The sequence below is a fragment of the Mycobacterium sp. genome (assembly GCF_019243155.1).
Classification (GTDB): domain Bacteria; phylum Actinomycetota; class Actinomycetes; order Mycobacteriales; family Mycobacteriaceae; genus Mycobacterium.
Map to the genome: position 1 here is coordinate 16767 of NZ_JAFAUS010000053.1, position 23204 is coordinate 39970.

Annotated in this window: 15 protein-coding genes and 1 pseudogene; 7 read left to right on the plus strand and 9 right to left on the minus strand. The window is 67.4% G+C overall.

Annotated features, from left to right (window positions below):
• Positions 1 to 86: 86 nt before the first annotated feature.
• A complete protein-coding gene (locus tag JOZ00_RS02740) occupies positions 87 to 659 on the plus strand; it encodes a TetR/AcrR family transcriptional regulator (RefSeq protein ID WP_293339276.1) in 573 nt (190 codons plus the stop codon).
• A 1-nt stretch (position 660) separates the two neighbouring features.
• On the opposite strand, the gene JOZ00_RS02745 is transcribed toward JOZ00_RS02740, so the two are convergent.
• Together JOZ00_RS02745 and JOZ00_RS02750 are read right to left on the minus strand one after the other, a co-directional pair.
• Positions 661 to 1902, minus strand: a complete 1242-nt coding sequence (locus JOZ00_RS02745; RefSeq protein WP_293339279.1) for a cytochrome P450 — start codon at positions 1900 to 1902, stop codon at positions 661 to 663.
• Between the two features lie 49 nt (positions 1903 to 1951).
• On the minus strand, positions 1952 to 4249 hold the full coding sequence (locus JOZ00_RS02750; protein WP_293339282.1) for an FUSC family protein: 2298 nt from the start codon (positions 4247 to 4249) through the stop codon (positions 1952 to 1954).
• 70 nt (positions 4250 to 4319) lie between these two features.
• Between JOZ00_RS02750 and galT the strand changes: the two genes are divergently transcribed.
• The 3 genes from galT (at position 4320) to JOZ00_RS02765 (ending at position 7270) form a co-directional block, all read left to right on the plus strand.
• Positions 4320 to 5405, plus strand: coding sequence for a galactose-1-phosphate uridylyltransferase (gene galT, locus JOZ00_RS02755; RefSeq protein WP_293339285.1), 1086 nt, complete (start codon positions 4320 to 4322; stop codon positions 5403 to 5405).
• Complete coding sequence (locus JOZ00_RS02760; RefSeq protein ID WP_293339288.1) at positions 5402 to 6487, plus strand: galactokinase; 1086 nt, start codon at positions 5402 to 5404, stop codon at positions 6485 to 6487. Before galT ends, JOZ00_RS02760 begins: the two co-directional genes overlap by 4 nt.
• 99 nt (positions 6488 to 6586) lie before the next feature.
• Positions 6587 to 7270 (plus strand): PAS and ANTAR domain-containing protein, encoded by a 684-nt coding sequence (locus JOZ00_RS02765; RefSeq protein WP_293339291.1) that lies wholly within the window; start codon positions 6587 to 6589, stop codon positions 7268 to 7270.
• Here the strand turns inward: JOZ00_RS02765 and JOZ00_RS02770 are convergent.
• Positions 7267 to 7752: a hypothetical protein gene (locus JOZ00_RS02770; RefSeq protein WP_293339294.1), complete on the minus strand. Its 486-nt coding sequence runs from the start codon at positions 7750 to 7752 to the stop codon at positions 7267 to 7269. The two genes, JOZ00_RS02765 and JOZ00_RS02770, sit on opposite strands and share 4 nt — an antisense overlap.
• Before the next feature lie 57 nt (positions 7753 to 7809).
• Positions 7810 to 7917: pseudogene (locus JOZ00_RS02775) on the minus strand (LpqN/LpqT family lipoprotein); the annotation flags it as partial.
• 158 nt (positions 7918 to 8075) lie between these two features.
• Between JOZ00_RS02775 and JOZ00_RS02780 the strand changes: the two are divergent.
• Entirely contained in the window at positions 8076 to 10706 is a 2631-nt protein-coding gene (locus JOZ00_RS02780) for a GH92 family glycosyl hydrolase (RefSeq protein ID WP_293339297.1), read from the plus strand.
• Between the two features lie 4 nt (positions 10707 to 10710).
• On the opposite strand, the gene JOZ00_RS02785 is transcribed toward JOZ00_RS02780, so the two are convergent.
• The gene (locus tag JOZ00_RS02785) at positions 10711 to 13086 is read right to left on the minus strand and encodes a lysylphosphatidylglycerol synthase transmembrane domain-containing protein (protein WP_293339300.1); all 2376 of its coding nucleotides are present in this window, start codon (positions 13084 to 13086) and stop codon (positions 10711 to 10713) included.
• 101 nt (positions 13087 to 13187) lie between these two features.
• Between JOZ00_RS02785 and JOZ00_RS02790 the strand changes: the two genes are divergently transcribed.
• On the plus strand, positions 13188 to 14138 hold the full coding sequence (locus JOZ00_RS02790; protein ID WP_293339303.1) for a class I SAM-dependent methyltransferase: 951 nt from the start codon (positions 13188 to 13190) through the stop codon (positions 14136 to 14138).
• A gap of 2 nt (positions 14139 to 14140) precedes the next feature.
• A complete protein-coding gene (locus tag JOZ00_RS02795; RefSeq protein WP_293339306.1) occupies positions 14141 to 15088 on the plus strand; it encodes a class I SAM-dependent methyltransferase in 948 nt (315 codons plus the stop codon).
• Here the strand turns inward: JOZ00_RS02795 and JOZ00_RS02800 are convergent.
• The 4 genes from JOZ00_RS02800 to recC all read right to left on the minus strand — a co-directional run.
• Complete coding sequence (locus JOZ00_RS02800) at positions 15085 to 15801, minus strand: TVP38/TMEM64 family protein (protein ID WP_293339309.1); 717 nt, start codon at positions 15799 to 15801, stop codon at positions 15085 to 15087. The genes JOZ00_RS02795 and JOZ00_RS02800 overlap by 4 nt on opposite strands.
• Before the next feature lie 144 nt (positions 15802 to 15945).
• A complete protein-coding gene (gene recD / locus JOZ00_RS02805; protein ID WP_293339312.1) occupies positions 15946 to 17658 on the minus strand; it encodes an exodeoxyribonuclease V subunit alpha in 1713 nt (570 codons plus the stop codon).
• Complete coding sequence (gene recB, locus JOZ00_RS02810) at positions 17655 to 20954, minus strand: exodeoxyribonuclease V subunit beta (RefSeq protein ID WP_293339315.1); 3300 nt, start codon at positions 20952 to 20954, stop codon at positions 17655 to 17657. Before recB ends, recD begins: the two co-directional genes overlap by 4 nt.
• On the minus strand, positions 20955 to 23204 hold a 2250-nt coding region (recC, locus tag JOZ00_RS02815; RefSeq protein WP_293339318.1), incomplete at its 5' end, for an exodeoxyribonuclease V subunit gamma.

The window sequence follows — 23204 nt, forward strand, 5'->3', positions numbered from 1 at the left end:
AGCGCATTGATGGCACTTGGTGACATCACCCTACATGCGATGGCACCAAGTGTCATCCCGGATCAGGTGTTCCCTAAGGTATGGGGATGAGTCGGTGGGAGCCCAATGCGCGGGAGCGGCTGGTAGGGGCCGCGGTGGAGCTGTTCATCGACCGGGGATACGAGACCGTGACCGTCACCGAGATCGCGGAGCGGGCCGGGTTGAGCAAGCGGACTTTCTTTCGCCACTTCGCGGACAAGCGCGAGATCCTTTTCGGCAGCCAAGAACCGCACCGTCGCTTGCTCGTCGAGGCGATAGCCGGTGCACCGGCCTCGGCCACGCCGCTGGAAGCGATCGGCGCAGGGCTGGCGGCCTTCGCCGCCGACTTCTCCGAAGAGGGACGTGACTTCCTCGCCAAGCGTCAGGCCATCATCGGCGGCAATCCCGATCTGCGGGAGCGCGAGCTGTTGAAGAGAGCGGCCCTCACCGCCGTGATGGCCGAGGCACTGCGCGACCGCGGGGTGAAGGAGCCCGCCGCCAGTCTCGCCGCTGAAGTCGGCGCGCTGGCCTTCAACGCTGCCTACCTACGTTGGCTCGAGCCGGGTAAGCGGCAGGCATTCACCAAGCTTGCCGCAAAATCGCTGCGCGAAATGAGCGCGGCGACAGAGGTTTTGCGTTGAACTAACGGCTCACACTTGAGTAGTCGACCTGCCAGTGCTTGATGCCGTTAATGAAGGGGGAGCGCAGCCGTTCCGGGTCACCGGCGGGAGTCAGATCGGGTAGGTGATCGGCGATCGCGTTGAACATCAGGTCGATGGTCATGCGCGCCAGGTTGGCGCCGATGCAGTAATGCGCCCCGGTGCCGCCGAACCCGACGTGCGGATTGGGGCTGCGAAGGATGTTGAAGCGCAACGGATCATCGATGACCTCGTCGTCGAAGTTCGCCGATCGGTAGAACAGCACGACCCGCTGACCCTTCTCGATGGGCACGCCGCCGAGTTCGGTGTCTTTCAGCGCGGTGCGCTGAAAAGCCGTTATGGGTGTGGCCCAGCGAATGATCTCGTCGGCCGCGGTCTTGGGACGCTGCGCCTTGAACAGCTCCCATTGGTCTGCGAAGTCTGTGAAGGCCATCATTCCCTGGGTGATCGAGTTGCGGGTCGTCTCGTTGCCGGCCACCGCCAGTGTCACCACGAACATGCCGAACTCTTCCTCGGACAGGCGTTGGCCGTCGGCATCGGCCTGGACGAGTGACGTGACGATGTCGTCACCGGGGTTCTCGGTTTTTCGTGCCGCCAATTGCATGGCGTACCACATCAATTCGCCCGCCGAGGTCAGCGCGTCGTTGTCGGCGAACTCCGGGTCGTCGCTGCCGATCATGTTGTTGGTCCAGTCGAACAGCTTGTCGTAGTCCTCCGACGGCACACCGAGCAGCCCCGAGATGGCCTGCAGCGGCAGCTCGCAGGCCACCTGCCGGACGAAGTCGCCCGATTCCTCCGCCGCGGCGCGCGTGACGATGTGCCGGGCCCGCTCGTATAGCTCGTCCCGCAACCGGCCTACCGCGCGTGGCGTGAAGGCGCGCGAGACGATCTTGCGCAGCCGGCTGTGTTCGGGATCGTCCATCATGATCATCGACGTGCGCCCGGCCTCGATCTGGCCCGCGGCCAGGTCCTCTCGGTAGCGCGGGACGATCGACTTCGTGGCCGACGAGAAGACGTCGCTGCGCAGCGAGACCTCGCGGATGTCGCGGTGCTTGGTCACCACCCAGTACCCGCCGTCGCCGAATCCGCCTTGGCCGGGCGGCTGCTCGTTCCACCAGATCGGTGCGGCTCGGCGTAGTTCGGCCAACTCCTGCACGGGCAGCCGGTGGGCGTAGATGTCGGGGTCGGTGAAGTCGAATCCCGGCGGGATGTTCGGAGTGCCCATGGCAATTCTCCTCGGAGCGGGCTACCGGTTCGTCGATGCTACGCAGATGCTAACCACTGGGACGGCCTTCTGACGGCTCGACCGCCAAATGAACTGTGTCGCTTGTCGTTCCGCCTGTCTGAACGGTGGCGAGCTTGGTGCTGGGAATTTTTAGACCGACCTCCGCGCCGAGGTGGCTTGCCGCGGCGACGACGGCCCGTTCGATCCGGCGCAACGAGTGCAACGCGGTAAGCAGCCGTCGGGTGTTCGGCCCCGGGTCGGCGTCGCCGTCCTCCTGCCTGGCCAGGGTTTCGGCGGCATCGAGAGAGTCGGCGGCGGGGAAGACGGTCACCCCGTGGGCGCCACCGAGCGTGGCCACCAGCGCGTCGATGCTGCGTCTGGTGTTCGACGCCGCGGTGGTGACGGCATCGGATAACTTTGGGGGACAACCGGGTTGGTTGTACTGTTCGCTGCTGCGCGCCAAGTTGCGCGCGTACCGGTCGCACGCGGCGAACAGTTGCACGCCACGCGCAATGTTGCGCCGGCTCGCGAAGCCACCCACCCCCGCGAGCAGCGGCTTGGTGCTGACCCGGAACTGTTGCAGATCGCGATCGAGCTGACGCGCCTCCTCGGTGGGGCTTTTAGCGTCGTCGTCGTCGAACATGGTCGCGATCGAAGTATCGATCAGGGCGGACAGTGTGCTCAAAAACGCACTCGTGTCTTCCCGGATGGTGGTTCTGACGTTGGTGGGCAGCACCAGGATCGCGGCGCCGACGCCAATCACCGCACCGATGGCGGTTTCCTCGATTCGCAGCAGCAGCACGTCGAACGTGAACTCGCCGAGCAGCCCGTACATCAGCGCCAGCATCGTGGTGATCCAGAACGTCATCAGGCTGTAGGTGACCTGCATGAAATAGAAGGCGCAGAACAGGCAGACGAAGATCGTGGCGAGCGAGGCGACGGTGTGTCCGGATAACAGGGTGGCGACCACCACGCCGCAGGGCACACCGAGCACGGTGCCCAGCAGTCGTTGCCAGCCCTTGGTGAGTGTTTCACCCCATGATTTGGTGCCGGCGAAGATTACGAAGGCGGCGATCACAGCCCAATACCAGTGCGACTGCGATACCAACTCGCCGGTGACGATGGCCAATGACGCGGCGACGGACGCCTGGATGGCTTGCCGCGTTGTCGGGAGCAGGCCGGTGTCGCGCGGCCGGTCATCGGGTTCGGGGGCCGGGGCGTCGCTCTCCGAGGCGGGGGGTGGTGCGTCCACACCGTGCCCTTCGGGTGAGGTGACATGTTCCACCAACGCCCGCACGTCCGCGGTGGCTTTCGCCGCGGCGACTATCGCCAGGGCCAGCCGGCGGACCGCGGCTTCGCCGGCATCGTCGGTCGGGGCCGAATAGGGCCGCTGGTCGAGAATCTGCTGAGCGCGATTCGCGGCCCTGCGAAGCGCGTCGGGCTGCGGGGTCCGGATGGCCCACGCGAGTTGGCCGAGCGTTCCGGCGAGTTCGAGCCGGATCCCGACAGGGATGTCCGGTGCGACGGCTGCGGCACGTTGACCGGCGATCGCGACCCATTCCACGGCGAGTTCGGCGTCGAACAACCACGGGGCCAAGTGTTCGCCGCTGACCCCGGGCCACAGCGCGGTCGGATTGACCTTGTCTTCGATCTGGCTCTGCATCATCAACGCGGTCTCGTTGAGCCGCGCGATGCGCGCGCGAAAACGGCGCTGCCGCCGCTCGTCGAGACGGCCCACCCGCAGCGCGTCGGCAGTGGTGTCGACCACGATCGCCATCCGCGCGCGCAGCGACCGAACGGTGGCCCGCAGCACGCGCTCTGGACGATCGGGCAGGACGTAGTTGCTCATCACGAACGTGCACAACGTGCCCACCAGGACCGCGCCGAACAGCCAGGGCAGCTCCGACAGGCTGGCCCGCAGGTACAGGGTGAAGAAGTAGGCCATGAAAGCGACCATCCCCAGCGCCCGTCCGCGGGCATCGAACCGGCGGATGTAGACCGCGGTGAACACCACCAGAACGAAGGCGACGTCGGCGGCGATCTTGTGGGGTGCCAGCACTGCCGCGGCCGTGATGGCGAGCGCCGCCGGTAGCGGTAGCAGGGCCATCGTGATCCGCTGCTGATGGGGATCGGGCTCGTTGACGGACCGTGCCGCGATCATCGTGATGACGGCGCCAAGGATGGCGACGGTCATCGGCTGCCCGGTCGCCTTCGTCAGCAGGAACAGCAGCAGCAGCGAGCAGGCCAAGGCGGCCGTCGTCCGGGTCGCCATCCGGAGGCGCAACAACCCGGGATCGGAGCCGATCCACCAGATGCGCGCTCGCTCGTACAGATCAGTTATCGCCATACCCCCTGCTAGTCGGACACCACATGGTTACCCGAACCGCGCGACGGCGACCAAGCTAGTCTTCGACATCGTGACAGCGCCGACGCGGGCGAAGCTGGCCGATGGCCGTGACCTGCTGTTTTTCGCATTGCCCGGGCATCAACCGGCGCCGGTCGAAGATCGCAGGCCGCTTGAAGCGCGGAGCGCGGAGCAGTCGCAGTTGCGGTTCGACCAGACGACCGGGCAGTGGGTCATCGTCGCGGCGCTGCGTGCCGACCGCACCTACAAACCGCCCCCCGACCAGTGTCCGCTGTGTCCGGGCCCGACGGGGCTGACCAGCGAGGTGCCCGCTCCCGACTACGACGTTGTCGTGTTCGAGAACAGATTCCCCAGCCTGTCCGGCGGCTCTCATCCGTTGACCGCACCGACATCGGCGGCCGACTTCGTGTCCGCTCCGGGGCAGGGCCGCTGCGAGGTGATCTGCTTCTCCAGCGACCACACGGGATCCTTCGCCGACCTCACGCCGGCGCATGCCCGGTTGGTCGTCGACGCGTGGCGGCATCGCACCCGCGACCTGCTGGCCGCGCCGGAGATCGAGCAGGTGTTCTGCTTCGAGAACCGCGGCGAGGAGATCGGGGTGACGCTGACCCACCCGCACGGTCAGATCTACGGCTATCCCTATCTGACGCCGCGAACCGCCGCCATGCTGGAGCAGGCGGCGCGGTATCGAAGGGCGCACGGCGGCAACCTCTTTGCCGACCTGCTGGCCCGCGAGGTCGCCGACGGAAGCCGGATCGTCGCGCGCACCGACCTGTTCACCGCCTTCGTGCCGTTCGCCGCGCGCTGGCCCGTCGAGGTGCACATCTATCCGAACAGGTTCGTGCACAACCTGACGGAACTCGTCGAGGACGAGCTGGACGGGTTCGTGCGGATCTATCTCGATGTGCTGAAGCGGTTCGACCGGATGTATTCGTCTGCGCTGCCTTATATTTCGGCGCTGCACCAGTACGCCGAAACGGGTGCGCAGGCCGACGGGTATTTCCACGTCGAGTTGATATCCGTACGGCGCAGCGCCTCCAAGCTCAAGTACCTGGCCGCCTCCGAATCGGCGATGGACGCGTTCATCGGTGACGTCATGCCCGAGGGCGTGGCCGAGCGGCTGGCCGAACTCGGATGACGGTGCGCTACGGTGCGCCCGGCCGGATCAACCTGATCGGTGAGCACACCGACTACAACCTGGGTTTCGCCTTGCCCATCGCGCTGCCACAGCGCACAGTCGTGGCCTTCACGCCCGACGACAGCGCTGTCGTCACCGCCGTCAGCGACATCGGGGAGGACCCGGTACGCATACCGGTCGACACCGTTCCCGGTGCTGTGAGCGGCTGGGCCGCCTACGTGGCCGGGGTGATTTGGGCGTTGCGCGAAGGCGGCCACCCGGTGCCCGGCGGGACGATGCGGATCACCAGCGACCTGGAGATGGGGTCGGGGCTGTCGTCCTCGGCGGCGCTGGAATGCGCGGCGCTGGGCGCGATCGCATCCGCCGCCGGCGTGCGCATCGATGCCAAAGAACAGGCGCGGCTGGCTCAACGCGCTGAGAACGACTATGTCGGTGCGCCAACGGGATTGCTCGACCAATTGGCCTCGCTGTTCGGGGACCGATCGACGGCGCTGCTGATCGACTTTCGGGATCTGTCCGTCGCGCCGGTCGCCTTCGATCCGGATGCCGCGGGGGTCGCGCTGTTGCTGATCGATTCCCGGGCTCGGCACAGCCATGCGGGCGGCGACTATGCCGCGCGACGCGCGTCCTGTGAGCGGGCGGCCGCCGATCTGCGGGCCGCGTCATTGCGCGAGGTCACCGACATCGCCGCGCTGGCCGCGGTCCATGATCCGGTCGATGCACGGCGCGCCCGCCACGTTCTGACCGAGAACAAGCGGGTGCTCGATTGTGTTGTGGCGCTCAATGATTGCGACTTCAGCGCAGCCGGCCGGATTTTCACCGCCTCGCACGCGTCCATGCGGGAGGACTTCGAAATCACCACGGGGCATATCGATCTGATAGCCGACACCGCGGTGCGTGCGGGCGCCTTGGGCGCGCGGATGACCGGCGGCGGGTTCGGCGGCTGTGTGATCGCCCTGGTGCCGGCCGAGCGGACGGAATCTGTCGGCGAGGCGGTGCGCCGGGCCGTGCATGATGCCGGTTTCGAACAACCGGTCATCACCCCCACCCGCGCGGCCGGTGGCGCGGGACAGTGTGGGTAAGCGGTCGCGATCGGTTATGTTCGTGTGCGGGGAACGCCGGGGCGTCGTAGCGCGCCGGCCGTAATTGCAACGTAGCGGGCTTGTCGGGGGGCATGCACTGTGGCGTGGGAGTTGGAAAAGCAGGCGGCAGCCGTCGGGCCGGCGCTGGGCGGGGGCACTCCGCAGCGCGCGGGCTGGTTCCGCTTCTACTTCGACGGTCACCGCTGGGAATGGTCCGAGCAGGTGCAGCTCATGCACGGGTATGCGCCCGGATCGGTGAAGCCGACGACCGAATTGGTGTTGTCGCACAAGCACCCTGCCGATCGTGCCGGCGTCGCCGCCACCATCGACGACATGATCAGGCGTCGCCGCGCGTTCAACACCCGGCATCGCATCGTCGACACCAGTGGCCTCACCCACCACGTGGTGGTGGTGGGTGACCAGTTCTGCGATGAGGGCGGCAACGTCATTGGCACGCACGGCTTCTACATCGATGTCACGCCGGCCTCGACGCGTAAGCGCGAGGAGGCCATCAGCGCGAAGGTGGCCGAAATCGCCGAGCGTCGCGGCGCGATCGAGCGGACCAAGGGGATGCTGATGGTGGTCTACGGCATCGATGAGGTGGCCGCGTTCGACTTGCTCAAGTCGTTGTCGCAGGTGCGCAACATGAAGCTGGGGTTGCTCGCCCAACAGATCGCCAAAGATTTCGCCGAGCTCGGCACCGACGCCGTCGCTTCACGCTCGCAATTCGACCAGCGTTTGCTCACCGCCCACCTGCGGGCGTCGCAGGCCGAGAGTCCCTAGTCGGCCGGGCTCAGGCGAACCGCCCCGAGGTGAAGCCGGTCGACCGCCTCGGCGAACTCGTCGCGTGTCGGGATGCGCTGCTCGCGATATTTCAGCCCGATCATGCGCTGTGCGCGCTGCACGCCGTAGGACTCGGCGCAGCGCAGATAAAGGTCGGAGACTGTCTCGCGGTCACGCAGCAGCTCGCCGCGCATGACGGTCGTCTTGCCGTCGTAGACGACCTGCGATTCGGCGCCGCCGCGAAAGTTCTGTTTCCATGACGCCCCGGTCAGCGCATATAGCTGGCCGTCAATCACGTGAGCGCTCAACGGAATTGAGAACACACGGCCCGTTTTGCGTCCGGTGAAGCTCAACACCATCAGTTGCTTGCGCGCGGCGCCTGCGAGCGGGGTGCGCAGCAGGAAACGCAGCAGGGGATTGACGATTCGCATCAGTGCCGACGGTGGAGCCCCGACGTCTATCGCATGCGACTGCTCTGCCATGCCTTCACCGTAGGGCTAACCCCACCGCTTCAACAGGGGCGTATTTGATGGTTTGCGTCAGCTGCCGATGGTCGTCTGGTCGTCGATGACGTTGGTGGCGTCCATCAGCGGACCCTGGTCGGTCCGCGGGGCGTTGGCGTTGAGCTGCAGCACGAACACCCCACCTGCGCCAGCCACGCCGGACTGAGACTAACCGAATTAGCGACCAAATTTGCCACGATCTTTTTGGACATTTCGTCGGGCACGGCCGGATCGCTAACCGTTATCGAATTCGTTTCGGAAATGGCCACGCGAATACACGGTTATCGGTGTAAGAGACAGGTATGCGGTCACGAAGGACTATCGCCGCGCTCCTCGCGGCGTCGGTCGTCTTCATGGCCTTCATTGCCGCGGCGCCACCCGTCGCCTATGACGGTCCGCCCGCGATGGTCGCCGATCCGGTCAACCACGTCGCCACGCTCATCGGCACCGGGACCGGGGGTGAGACCGTGGGCGAGATCAACAACTTTCCCGGCGCCACCGTGCCGTTCGGAATGGTGCAGTACTCGCCGGACACCGTTGACAACTACGCCGGTTACAACTACGACAACCCACGCTCCACCGGGTTCAGCATGACCCACGCGTCGGTGGGATGTGCTGCGTTCGGCGACATCTCAATGCTGCCCACCACCGGTGGCAGTGGCCTGCAACCGTGGAACGCCTGGGAGAGGATCGCCCACGACGACACCGAGCAGGGAATGCCCGGCTACTACACGGTGCGGTTTCCGGGCACCGGGGTGAAGGCGGAGCTCACCGCCACAACGCATACGGGCGTGGGCCGATTCACCTACCCACGCAACGGCCGCCCCGCCGTGTTGCATGTGCGCCCGGGTTCGTCGTTGGCCGGCAATTCCCGTGCGACCATCCAGATCGGGGAAGACAACACCACGATCACCGGCTGGGCCACCAGCGGCGGATTCTGCGATAAGCCGAACGCCTACACCGTGTACTTCGCGATGAAGTTCAACCAGCCCTTCATCTCCTACGGCGCCTGGGACGGCAATGCGGTCCACACCGGCGCCCGAAGCGCTAACGCGCCGTACAGCGGCGGGTACGTGGAATTCCCGACCGGTTCGGTGCTCGAGGTGCGGACGGCCATCTCCTACGTCGGAATCGACGGCGCGCGGGCGAACCTTGCGGCCGAGGGTGCGGCCGGCTTCGACGACGTCCGTGCCGCCGCGTCGAGGGAATGGAACGTGGCGCTGTCACGCATCACGATCGCCGGCCGCAAAGACGACGATCTGGAGACCTTCTACACCTCGCTGTATCGATCGTTGTTGCACCCCAACACGTTCAACGACGCGGATGGACGCTACCTCGGGTTTGACGGGCTCATCCACACCGTAGCCAAAGGGCACACGCAGTACGCCAACTTCTCCGACTGGGACACGTATCGATGCCTGGCGGCGTTGCAGGCCTTGCTTTTTCCTGAGCGAGCGGGCGACATGGCCCAATCGCTGGTCAACGACGCCGACCAGAGCGGCGCTCTGCCGCGCTGGGCCTTCGCCAACGCCGCGACCGGCGAGATGACCGGGGACAGCGTAACCCCGCTGATCGTGAACCTGAATGCCTTCGGGGCCAAGGATTTCGACGTCAAGACTGCGTTGCGTTACATGGTGGACGCGGCGAACAAGGGCGGTGTGGGGCTCGACGGCTACGTGGAGCGGCCGGGGGCCGCCACCTACCAGAAGTTCCGATATGCGCCGTACACGTTGGAGTTCGGCCATCCAGGATGGATCGCCGATGCCTCGATCACGCTCGAGTGGTCGGTCGACGACTTCGCCATCTCCCGATTCGCCGACTCGCTCGGCGACGCCGCCACCGCCGCCGATTTTCAGAACCGGGCCCAGTACTGGCAGAACCTTTTCAACCCGAGCAACCGGAGCATCGTGCCCCGCAGCTGGAGCGGTTTCTTCCGCCCCGGCGCCGCAGTTGTACTGTCCCCCAACAATTTCGGTCAGGTCGGGTACGACGAGGGTAACGCCGAGCAATACGTCTGGGCGGTGCCCCACAATGTCGCGGACCTGGTGACCGCCCTCGGCGGCAGGTCCGCGGTGGCCGAGCGACTCGACCGCTTCACCAAGGAACTGAACGTCGGCCCCAATGAGCCCTACCTGTGGGCCGGTAACGAGCCTGGCTTCTCGGTGCCGTGGTTGTACAACTACATCGGCCAGCCGTGGAAGACGCAGCACCTGGTCGACCGGGTGCGCGGGCTGTTCGGGCCGACGGCCGACGGCGAGCCCGGCAACGACGACCTGGGCGCGCTGGCCAGCTGGTATGTCTGGGCGGCGCTGGGCTTGTACCCGAGCACGCCGGGGACGTCGATTCTCACCGTGGCCGCACCGCTTTTCGACCGCGCAGTGATCACGCTTCCCGAAGGGAAGTCCATCCAGATCTCCGCGCCGGGGGCGTCGGGGCCGCACCACCTCAAGTACATCAGCGGCCTCAAGGTCGACGACCAGGCCACCGATCGGACGTCGCTGCCCGAAGCGATCATCCGAACAGGAGGCGCGCTGGACTTCTCGCTCGCCGGCTATCCGGATGAAACCTGGGGAACGAAAGAGTCATCCGCACCGCCGTCGTTCAGTGTGGGCGGTTCGGCGTTGACCACCAACATCTCTCAACCCAATGTCACAATCGCGCCCGGGCACTCGGGCAGCGTGACCCTCGACGCGCAACGGATGACAGCGGGTACCGGCGGCTACGCCGTCACCGGCGAGTCCTCGGACGCCGGCATCACCGTGCCGCCGACATCCGGTGAGTTCAAATCCGACGGATCAGCCTCCATCACGGTCCCCATCACCGTGGCGAAGTCGGTGCCCGAGGAGTACTACCTGGTGTACCTGACCACCAAGGTCGGTCAAAGCGTGCGCAGGTCAACCGTTTTCGTGGATGTGCAAACCCCAACCGGTTGACTCGTCAGACCAACTCGTTATTGGTCAACCACCGCATCACCGGCCAGCCGACGAACACGGGCAGCCAGCACGTGAGCACCCGATACAACAGGACCGACGGCACAGCGATGGCCGTAGGCACCCCGAAGGCGGCCAGGCCACCGATCAGCGCCGCTTCGACGGCGCCGACACCGCCGGGAGTCGGGGCGGCCGACGCCAGCGTCCCGCCGACCATCGTCACCACGGTGACGGTGACGAACGTGGTACCGCCGCCGAACGCCTCGACGCTGGCCCACAGCGCCAGCGCGGCGCCCAGAGTGGTTCCCGCGCAACCGAGTACGATCAGGGCTAGCCGCTGCGGTTCGCGGGCGAGCGTCAACAGGTCGCTCGTCACCTCGTTGAGCTTGGGGCGCACCTCGGTCGCCAGCCACCGCCGCAGCGTGGGCACGAACAGAAACGTGCCGACGATGCCCAGGGCCACGCCCGCGATGAGGTACAGCATCGTGGCACTCGGAACGAAGTGCTTGAGGTTCATCGACGCGCCCGCGACCGCACTGAACAAGATCAACAGCAAAAGGTGCGCGATCACCTGCACGGCCTGCTGCAGCGCCACCGCCGCGGTGGCCCGCATCGCCGAAAGGCCGTTCTTCTGCAGGTAGCGGGTGGACAGCGCGAGGCCGCCGACGCCCGCCGGGGTGGTTGTTGCCGCAAAGGTGTTGGCCACCTGCACGATTGACAGCTTCCAGAAGTTCACCGTTCCGTCGGTGCTGGCCCACAACGCGGCGGCCGCCCCCACGTAGGTCATCGCCGAAACCAACAGGCCGAGCAGCGCCCACCACCAGTTGGCGGTCCGCAACTGGGAGAAGAACGTCGGCGCCGTGCTGATGAAGGGGTACGCGACGTAGACGAGCGCACCGAACAACACCAGCTGGATGATCTGACTGCGGGTGAACCGGGTGATGGTCTGCGTTTTGATCTGATCGGCACCGGTTTGCCGCTTCACCTCTGCGCGGGCCCCCGAGATGACGGTGCCGGAATCGGGGATCGACCGCCGAATCGACCTCGGCACGGCCACTTTCGTCAATCGGCGCGAGGCGCTGAGGATCGTGTCCTTACCGAACACGTCGATTGCGGCACTCACAGCCGACTTCGGTTCGTACACAGCCGATGTCGTCACCAACAGCTGCGCGATGTCGGATTTGAGCTGGGCATCGGTCGCGCCATATTCGGCGTTGCCGAAGCCGCCGAACAGCGCGGTGCCGTCGTCGATGGTGATCTGGTGACTGCGCAGATCACCATGGGCGATCTGGTGATCGTTGAGGACCCGCAGCGAATCCCACAGCCGGCCGACGGGCGTGGTGTCCGCGCAGCCGGTAAGGGGAACGCCGCGAGGCGGCTTGTGCGAGTACAGCATCCAGCCCCGCTCCAGGGGCGCGACGGCGATCGTCTCGGTGTTGGCCACGCCCGCTTCACCGATGGCGATCGCCATCAGTCCGCGATATTCGACGGCGCGCCGCATCGACGTCACCAGCGGCGCGGTCTCGGCGTCACGCAGCTTCAGCTTCCCCCAGAGCTGGCGCAGCGCGCCGCCACTGCGTTGATGCGGGCCGTACAACTCGACCACCGCCGTGCATTCTGGGGTCTCGCCGCTGGCCGAAAGAACGAGCGGCCCGCGTCCGGCGGGGCGAATCACGGCGATCCGCGTGACCTCGAACCCGCGCTTGGCCAGGGCGCGCACCGCAGCCTCCAGCGGCACCTCCAGTGCGGGCGTGCCGACGACGAGCACCACCAGCGCCCCGACGAACCACCCGACCGCCAGACCCACCAGCGAGCGCGCCGGCACGATGGCGCTGACCACGAGGTGGATGGGCACGAAGGCCAGCAACAGCGCCCACCACCAACGCCGCCAGCGCGCGGGCAGCCATGGTCCGGAGACGGTCAGCACCGCCGCCAGCATCCCGATCCAGCGCGGGTCGTCGAGGAATTGCGCCGGAAGCGTGCTGAGCCGCTCGGGGACGTCGAAGTGCCAGCGTGGTGCCGCGATGCCGGTGGCGGTGATCGACAAGAGAATGATTGCGATCAACCCGGCGGCCGCATATGCGCCCAGCAGTTTCCACTGGCCGGCCACGATCAGGCCGGTCAGGATGATGAATGGCAGCGCAACAATCGCGAATCCGTACACGAGATATACCGCTTCGGATTGCGTGGGCGATAACACTCCGACGATCTGCGAAACGGATTTCTCGAGCGATATCCATTGCGGGCGGGTGATCACCGAACTCGTGATCACGACCGCGAAAAAAGCCGCGGCCATAAGCAGCCGCAAGATGTCATTGAATCGGCGGGTCATCGGCTGCAGCAATCTGCCGGAGACGCTGATCTCTCGCCCGTCAACCCGCATGTTGCTAGTTAACCGGATACCCGGCTGCATGACAGCCAGCACACACGTAGCGCGCGTAGGGTCGTGTATCTAGACGGACTAGCGAATTGGAGGGCTTGGGCGTGGGCAGAACCGACAATGACAGCTGGGAGATCACCGAAAGTGTGGGTGCCACCGCACTCGGCGTGGCGGCCGCCCGCGCCGCCGAGTCCGAGAGCGAAAACCCGCTGATCAGCGACCCGTTCGCGCGCGTCTTCCTGCAGGCCGCCGGGGAAGGCGTGTGGAACTGGTTCGCGGCTCCCGATCTGCCCGCCCAGATCACCGAGGCCGAGCCCGACCTGGCGCCGCGGATGCAGGGGATGGTCGATTACATGGCCGCCCGCACCGCGTTTTTCGACAACTTCTTTCTCGACGCGACCCGCGCGGGAGTGCGCCAGGTGGTGATCTTGGCTGCGGGTTTGGACTCCCGAGCGTGGCGGTTGTCCTGGCCGGGCGGCGTTACCGTCTACGAACTCGACCAGCCACAAGTCTTGGAATTCAAGGCGTCCGCGCTGCGCGAACACGGCGCGGAACCGACCTGCACGCTGGTGAATGTTCCCGTCGACCTGCGCCACGACTGGCCTGCCGCGTTGCGGGAGGCCGGATTTGACGCAACGGCGCCGAGCGCATGGTCGGCCGAGGGACTGTTGCCTTTCCTGCCGGCCGCCGCTCAGGAGTTGCTGTTCGAGCGTGTTCAGGCGCTGGGCGCCGCGGGCAGTCGCATCGCGGTCGAGGCGCCGGGTCCGGACTTCAACGACGAGGGTGCTCGCGACAGGCAGCGTCAGACGATGCAGCGGGTGCGCGACATGATGGCCGAACTCGACCCGGAACGGAGTATCCCCGACGTGCAGGACCTGTGGTACTTCGAGGATCGTGAAGACGTCGGCGACTGGCTTCGCCGGCACGACTGGGATGTGACGGTGACACCGGCGGAGGAACTGATGGCCGGCTACGACCGCAGGCCGCGACACGACATCGAAGACGCCGCGCCGCAGACATTATTCGTGGCGGCCGAACTCAATGGGGGGAACTGATCATGGCAAGGACCGACAACGACAGCTGGGAGATCACCGAGAGTGTGGGTGCGACCGCGCTCGGCGTGGCGTCGGCCCGCGCGGCGGAGACCCGCAGTGAAAATCCGTTGATCAGCGATCCGTTCGCGCAGGTCTTCCTCGACGCCGCCGGCGACGGCGTGTGGAATTGGCATTCCGTCGGACAGCTGCCCCCGGAGGTCGTCGAAGCCGAACCCGAGTTGCCGTTGCAGATGCAGGCGATGGTGGGCTATATGGCTTCGCGGACAGCGTTTTTCGACCAGTTCTTCCTCTCGGCGACGGGCGCGGGAATCCGCCAGGCGGTGATCTTGGCCGCCGGCCTGGACGCGCGGGCCTGGCGGTTGCCCTGGCCGGACGGAACGACGGTCTACGAACTCGACCAGCCCCGGGTGCTGGACTTCAAATCCTCGACGCTGGCCGCGCACGGTTCCGAACCGGCCTGCAACCGGATCGCAGTCCCGGTCGATCTGCGCCAGGACTGGCCGGATGCATTGCGGCAGGCCGGTTTTGACACGTCAGCGCCCAGCGTCTGGTCGGCGGAGGGGCTGATGCCGTATCTGCCGGCCGCCGCGCAGGAGCTGCTGTTCAACCGGGTGCACGGGCTCACCGCCGCCGGCAGCCGGGTGGCCGTGGAGGCGCTTGGTCCGAAGTTCCTCGATCCGGACTTCCGCGCGAAGCGTCGGGAGCGGATGGAACGAGTCCGCGGGCTGATGGCCAAGGTGGATCCGGACCGGGAGATTCCCCGCACCGACGAGCTGTGGTACTTCGAGGAGCGCGAGGACGTCGGTGACTGGTTCCGCCGCCACGGGTGGGACGTGACCGTGACACCGTCCGACGAGCTGATGGCAGGCTACGGGCGGCGAGCAGCCCAAGAGGTGCAGGACGCGGTGCCCGGGAATCTGTTCGTAGCGGCGCAGCGGACGGCGGGTTAGCGCGGCGCCTCGTCGGGATCGCCGCGCCCGCGCCACTTTCGGAAGCCGCGGTGCGCGGCGAACGCGCCGGCGATCGCGGTGATGCACCACACCGCTATCGCCGCGTAGGCCAGCGGTGACGACCGGTTGCCGATCGAGGCGCCCAGCGCCGTGTAGACGAACGCCCGCGGAACCGAGCCGATGAACGAGCCAACGACCATCTGCCACAACGGAACTCCGAACGCTCCGAAGGCGTAGGACGCGAGCGCGTCCGAAATGCCGGGAACGAAACGCTGACCGACGACAGCCCATAGTCCCCGCCGTCCGATCAGGGCGTCGATGCGATCGGCTCGCGCCGTGCCGAGCAGCGCCCGCGCGCTGTCCCGGCCGGCGCGGCGGCCGAGGAAACTCGCGATGACCGCGGTACCCACTGTGGCGCCCAGGGTGACGAAGACGCCCAGCAGCGGACCGAACAGCAGCCCGCTGCCCGCGGCCAGAATCGTCCCGGGCACGAACAAGGCGCCGAGCGCCGACGACACCACCGCATACGTCAGCGGCGCCGCCGGCCCGGTGGCCTTCACCAGCCGCCGGATCTCCTCGATGTCGATGACGTGCGCGACGGCCACCAGATAGAACATGACGGCCAGAAAGCATGCGAACACGGCCAACCGGATGATGTGGCCCCGTCGAGACGTGGGATCCGATGTCGGTGCGGGGTCGTCGCTGTCGTCCATGCTGCCACGATTGTTCCGCACCGGCGTCGCCCCACCTCACTCGGCTATTTCCAACCCGCCGCGGCTTGCCCGCACCCGCCCAACTCACCGTGATCCGTGACCCGCACGGATGCGCGAAGGCCCGATCCGGTGGCACCGCCGCCGCTAGCTGAACGACCGCAGCCGTTGCGCCAATCCGCTCGCCCGCGCCGCCCGTCGGTCGATCGCGGCGCGCACCGAGGGCTCGGGACCCACGACCCGCACCTTGACCTTGGCGCGTGTCACCGCGGTGTAGAACAGCTCCCGCGTAAGCAATCGCGAATCCTCCGGTGGCAGTAGGACCGTCACCTCCGTAGCCTGGCTGCCCTGGCTCTTGTGAATGGTCATGGCGTGCATCGTCTCCACGTCGCCGAGCCGGCTGATCGCGAAGTCGAGCGGACCGGTCGCGCCGGCGATGACGGCCCGCAGGCCGTCGGCGCCCACCACGGTCACGCCGGTGTCGCCGTTGTAGACGCGCAGCCCGTAGTCGTTGGCCGTGACCAGCAGCGGCCGGCCGGCATACCACTGCGACCAGGCCGGCTGGCCCGTCTCCTCGGCAATCCACCTGTGCACCTGCGTGTTCCAGTACGCGGCACCGAACGGCCCCCGCCGATGCGCACACAGCAGCCGGTGTTCGTCTAGCGTGGCCAGTGCCACCTCGGCCGCACCGAGCGTCGCGGCCTCCCGCAGCCGCAGCGCATGCGGGACCAGCACCTGGCGCAGCCGGTCCGCCGGGCGGTCGGAATCCACCCACTCGATGTGTCCACCGCCGGCCGCCAACAGGTCCAGCACGCGATCCGCGTCGCCGATCCGAATCGCCTCGGCCAGCGCGCCGATCGACTCGCCGAACCGGTGCGGCGTGCGCAGCGCGGCGACCTTCACATCGTCGCGCGCGGCCAGGCCTTCCACCAGATCTGCCAGCACCGCGCCGGCTTCCACCGAGGTCAACTGGTTGGGATCACCGACCAGGATCAGCCGGGTGTCCGGGCGGACCGCTTCCAGCAGCCGGGCCATCATGGTCAGCGACACCATCGAGGTCTCGTCGACCACGATCACATCGTGCGGTAGCCGGTTGCCGCGATTGTGCTTGAAGCGCACCGATGTATCGGGCCGCGACCCCAGCAACCGATGCAGCGTGGTCGCCCGCAGGCCGGTCAGTCGCGCCCGGTCCGCCGATCCGAGCTGCTCGACCTCGGCGGCCACCGCCTCGGCCAGCCGGGCCGCCGCCTTGCCGGTCGGCGCGGCCAGCGCGATGCGGGGCCGCGGCACACCGGCGACCTCGGCCTGCTCGACGAGCAACGCGAGCAGCCGGGCGACCGTCGTGGTCTTCCCGGTACCGGGACCACCCGTCAGCACGGTGACCGCCTGCGACAGCGCGATTTCGGCGGCCGCTCGTTGCTCGTGGTACCCCTGCGGGAAAAGCCTTTCGTAGCCCGGCAGTTCGACGCTGGACCGGCTCACCGACAACGCGAGCAGATCGGCGCACACCTGCTCTTCCTCCAGCCAGTACCGGTCCAGGTACAGCAGGTCGCCGAAAAGCCGCAGCACCGGCGGCGATCCGAGCAGGGAGCTGGCCCGCACGGCGGCCATCCACTCGTCGGCGACGGGCCACGGCAGGTCGGGGATATCGACCTGCGCCGCCACGGTCCGCAGATCCACGCACACGGAACCGCCCCGCACCGCGCGCACCACTAACGCGATCGCCAATGCCACCCGATCATCGGCCTCGCCGGCCAGCGCCGTAAGGCGCTGTGCCACATGGATGTCGGCGGGCTCGAAGACGTCGGCTTCTGCGAACGTTCGCAAGAGTCCGTCGGCGCGGATCGACTCCAGCGTCATGCGACCGCCCTCCCCGCGTCGAGCAGATCCGAGAGAGCTGCGGCCAGCGACGGCGGCGGCTGCCAGCTGAACACCCCTGCCGGGTGCCCGCCGGTCGCGGGTGTGTCGGCGCCGCACATGCCGCGCACGAACAGATAGAGGACCCCGCCGAGATGGGTTGCGGGGTCGTAATCCGGCAGTCGCCAGCGCAGAAACCTATGCAGCACAGCGCTATACAGCAGCGCCTGCAAAGGGTAATCCGAATGCAGCATCGCCTCGGCCATCCGAGGGCGATCGTAATCGGCGGCGGTCAACGGCCGCTCCGGATCACCCAGCCAGTTGGTCTTGTAATCCACGACGAGATAGCGATGCCCCGAACCGGCGGGCACCCGCAACACGGCGTCGATCGAACCGGAGAGATACCCGCGCAGTGACTGATCACCGAGCGCGGGACCCGCCAGCCGGTCGGCATAGGACGCCAGCGCGTCACCGGCGGGCAGGTGCTCGCGTAGCAGCATCCCCACATCCGCCAGGCGGATATCGGGCGCGGCCGAACGCAGGTCGCCACCGGCCAGCGGGACCTCGAAATCCAGCTCCCGCAACCGGTCTCGCAGCCCGATCTGTCGCAACGTCAAACCGTCGGCCAGCGGACCCAACCGGGTGTCGTGCATCGGCACCATGGCCGCGGCCAGGATGTCCGGTTCCACCGCGACCGGCCACCAGACCGAGTGTCTGCGGATGTGCGTCTCCAACTCGGCGGCTAGGTCCGCGGCGTGCGGGTCCGCCGTCTCCAGCACGGCGTGCACCAGCGAGCCGAATTTCGCGCCGGTCGGCAGGTCGGCCATGGGCGAGGGCAGGTCGGGTCCGGATGCGTCCTGGCTCAGCGCGATGTCGGCGACCTCGTCGTCGAGTTCGGTGACCTCCGGCTCACTGCCCACCCCGGTGGTCTCCGCCAGCCGGATCAGACCCGAGTAGGAGGTGCGCCGCCACCCGGTATCGATGTTGCGGTGAAAGTGCCTGCTGTCGAGGTTCGACGGAACCCGCTCGGGCGCAACGGAAACCGCCGCGGCCACCACCGACTCCTCGATGACCGGACCGCCAGCCGCCTCCCACTCACGCAGCCTGGCAAGAGCGTCGTCATCGGAGATCTTCGCGGGCTCACACCGGTCCGGCACGCACGGCTCCCCCGGCCGGCGGCCGCGCAGCAGGCGTGACAGCCCGCCGTTGGGCTCGTAGTACGCCGGCGACCACCACGCCACCACCTGCGACTGGGCGCGTGTCAGCGCGACGTAGGTCAGCCGGCTGCCATCGTTGGCGTCCTCTTGGCGGCCGAGCCTTTCGGCGACTCCGAAGTCCGGGCTGTCCTTGCCGCCGATGTGCAGGCACCGCACGCCGTCGTCGTGGAACAGCACCATGTCGCGGTCCTGGGTGTTGCGGTTGAACGCGAACGGCAGATACACGATGGGGAATTGCAAACCCTTGGCCACATACACCGTCATGACCTGCACGGCGGTGGCATCGCTGTCGAGTCGCCGATTGCGTTCCGTTGCGCCGCTGCTTTCGTCGCGCTGCCTGCGCAGCCAGTCACGCAGCCCCGGCAGGCCCAACCTCTCGCGGTGGGCGACGTCCTGCAGGAGCTGTGTGACGTGCGCCAGATCGGTCATGTGTCGCTCGCCGTCCTCCCAGGACAGCACGCGATCGCCCATGCCCCGAAGTTTCGCGGCTTCATAGATGGCCGCGACCCCGCGTTCCCGCGCGTGCCCGGCCCATTCCCGCAACGTCTCCGCTATCCGGTCGGTCAGCGGATCACCGCCCGCCGCAAGCGTTTCCGCGGTCTCCCCGAAGAACAGCGTCGCCGCGGCCGCGCGCACCATGCCGGGGCGGTGCGGCTGGTCGAAGGCCTGAAGGAGACACAGCCAGTCATCGGCGGCCTCGGAATTGAACACGTCGGAGTCTCCGGTGTACACCGCGGGGATACCCGCCTCGCAGAGCGCCCGGAAGCATGCCCGGGCGTCCTTGTGTCTTTCCACGATCACCGCGATGTCGCGGGGCCGCAGCGGCTTACCGTCGAATGTCGCGTCACCGGCCAGCAGCGCGCGGATGTCGGTGGCGAGGTCGGCGCTGATGTGCTGGCGCAGGTCGTCGAGCGGCAGGTTCTGAATACCCCTGCGGCCCAGCGTCGGCCGCTTCACCACCCGTAACCGGAACGGGTCGTTGCACGGCGCGCCGGCGAGGCGGTGACCCCGGTGATGCGCCTGGACGTCCTCGACCACGATCGCGGGGTCGCCGAGCTCGGCGCCGCGAAGCACCACCTGCAGCCGTTCGACGAGCGCGGAGTCGCTGCGCCAGTTGGTAGCCAGGGTTTTCCGCTCACCGGCCGTCTTCGCCGCCTGGAGATACGTCGCGATGTCGCCGCCGCGAAACGCGTAGATGGCCTGTTTGGGGTCACCGATCAGGATCACGGTGGACTGCCCGCTGAACGCGCGGTCGATCACCTGCCACTGGACCCGGTCGGTGTCCTGGAACTCGTCCACCATCACGATCGGCCAGCGTTGCCGCATGCGCACCCGGGCGGGGGAGTCGTCGGTGTCCAGCGCGGCGGCCAACCGGCTCAATAGATCGTCGTAGCCGAGCACGCCGAGCCGCCGCTTGCGCGTTTCCAGTTCGGCCAGCACCTCTTTCGCGAACCCGACACGAACGGCGGCCTGCGAACCCGCTTCCGCGTTCTCGGGCCGCAGCTCGGTCGCCGGATTGTTGACCACCTCGCGGGCTAACCTCAGCGCATCGCGATACTGCAGCACCGGGTCGTCGCGACCCTGCCCGAAGTGGGCCAGGTACAGGTCGTCGACGATCTCGGCGACCAGCTCGTCAAGGCTCTCCAGCAGGGTGACGTTGGCGGCGGTGTCCCCGGCCACGCCGAGCGACCTCAACACCAGCTGGCAGAACTGGTGCGTGGTGGCGATCGTCGCCGCATCGAAACCGGCCAGCGCGTCGCGCAACCGCCGCTTGCGTGCGTCGCGTTCATCGTCGGTGCCGTCCAGCAGACGTGCCACCAGCTGGTTATCGCCGACGGTGGCCGGATCGTCGAAAGCGATTACCGCGTCGACGATTTGGCAGCGGACGCGTTCCCGCAGCTCCTGGCTGGCCGCGCGTCCGAACGTGATGAGCAGCATCTGGTCCAGCGTCGCCGCACCCTCGGCGAGATAACGAGTCACCAGGCCGGCCAACGCGAACGTCTTGCCGGTGCCCGCGCTGGCCTGCAGCACCGTGGTGGAGTGGGCGGCCGGCAGCGGGCCGAGCAGATCGAAACGCTCCATCTACGGCTTCCTCTCGGAGCGCAGCATCGGCAGCCAGAGCCGGGCGGAGTAGGCGCCGAGCCGGTGATCTTCACCGTCGCACTCCTCGCCCGGTCTGACGGGCTGCATAAGGTCGCCCAGGCGTGCGTTTTTGCCCCACGCCCGCACGTGGGCGGGCGCCTCGTCTTCTCCCGGATACCGGTCGGATTTCCAACGGAATTCGGCCGCCCGCACCGGGTCGTCACCCTCGTAGCGCGCGGCGGCCCAGGCGTAGGACGTCTTGATGGGCAACGGGATGGGCTCGCGGCGGCCCGCGTCGTAGATCGCGACCAGGTCGCGCAGCAACTCAACGGCGTCCGCGTCCGGGCGGCCCAGCCCCTCGACCCGGACTGCGGCGCCCCTCTTGGGGCGGCCGATGCACACCGCCGACCAATCGCGACTGCGGTCGTGAGCGACCAACGCCAGCAACGCAATCCACGACTCGAGCAGATGCTTGCCGTCCAGCCTGGAAAAGGTGACCGACACCAGGCGCCGGCCGTAGACCGGAGACACCGTGCCGGTGAGTCTTCGCCCGTCACCCAGGTCGATGTCGACGTCGTACGCCTGCCCGTGCGCAGGGCGGTACTGTTGCGCGGCGGCGGCCAGCAGCGCGGCCTGATCGCGAACCTCGGCCGCCTTGCGCCAACCGAGTTGGCCGGGCGGCAGTGTGCCCCGGCGCCATTCGGCCTGACGCGCCTGATCGGGGGTCATCCCGCGCAGGATGTCACCCAGCATCCGGTCGCCGACCGTCCACTCCTCGAGGCTGTCGATGTCGACCGGCATCGCATCCTGCACGCCGTCGACATCTCGCGGCAGCGTGAATTCCAGTGCCCGGAAGAAGCCCTTCACCGGATCTTTGAAAAAGCCGATGAGGTCGGCAAGGCCGACGTCCTCCGGGGGTGCTGGCGGCAGCGGCCCCGAGATGAACTTGGGATGTTCGCGGCGTTCCCGTGAGCTGACCTGGGCCGCGCGCAACGCGGTCGGATCGAAGCTGAACGGAACCTTCGGTACCAGCTCGCCCGGCATCACGTTGCGAATATCGAAGGGCTGCAACGGATGTTCGACGACAATCTGCTTCCGGATCATCACCGGCGTGGTCAGGTCCAAGGTGTCCAGGAGTTCGGCCAGCGGCACCGCGGGCGGGCGCGGTTGCCCAGAGTATTCGTTGGCCCCTGTGTAGGTGATCACCAGTTTCTCCGTCGCGGCGCAGACGGCGTCGAGCAGCAATTGCCGGTCCTCGGAACGGATGTCGCGCTCACCGGTCATCGGGTCGCGGGCGAGCACATCGTCTCCGTCGACCACGCCGAGCCGCGGGAAAACCCCGTCGTCCAAGCCGACCAGACAGACCACGCGATGCGGCACCGAGCGCATCGGCACCATGGTGCACACCGTCAGCGTGCCGGTGCGGAAGTTGGCCCGCGTCGGACGCCCGGCCAGGCGTCCGTCGAGCAGCGCCCGGATGTCGGGCAGCCGCATCGGCGTGTCGGCCCGCGGGCCCGCGTCGGCCAGCGTCAGGGCGAACTCACGCTGCATCTGGCTGGTCTGCCACATGTCCGATTCATCTGCATACGCGAGCAGTTCGATGCCGTCGGCCAGGGCGGCCAGCCACTCGTGCAACGGCCGCACGCCGGTGAGCGAATCGATCACCCGCTGCAACCGGTCGACGAATTCGGCGAATTGACCTGCCAATTGGACACGATTGCTGCTGACGTCGTCGAGGGGCAACGTCGCGTCTATCCAGGCGTGCGAGTCATCGGACATCGCGACACCGGCGAGCACCCGGTCGATGCCGAATCGCCATGTGTTGTGCACGAAGTCGACGTGATAGGGCCGCCGGTGCTCCTGGTCGAAGCCCCACCGGATGTTCGCCTGCCGTACCCAGCGGGTGATGTCCTCGAGATCATCATCGGTGAATCCGAAGCGGGCGCGCACCGGTGCGCTCTGCGCGAAGCTGAGCACCTCGCTGGCCGTCACTCGGCTGCCCGCCAGCGCCAGCAGTTGCGAGGCGACGCCCAGCAGCGGGTTGGTCTGAATTAGCGAGCGGTCCGCGAGCCGAACCCGCAACCGGTGCGCGGGATGCGCGCCGTGCACGACGTCGCCGAGCCCGAAGTCCGCCACGATCAGCGGCGCGTACGTCTCGATGTCGGGGCACATCACCAGGATGTCGCGCGGCTCGAGCGTCGGGTCGTCCTGCAGCAGGCCGAGCAACACCTCCCGCAGCACGTCGACCTG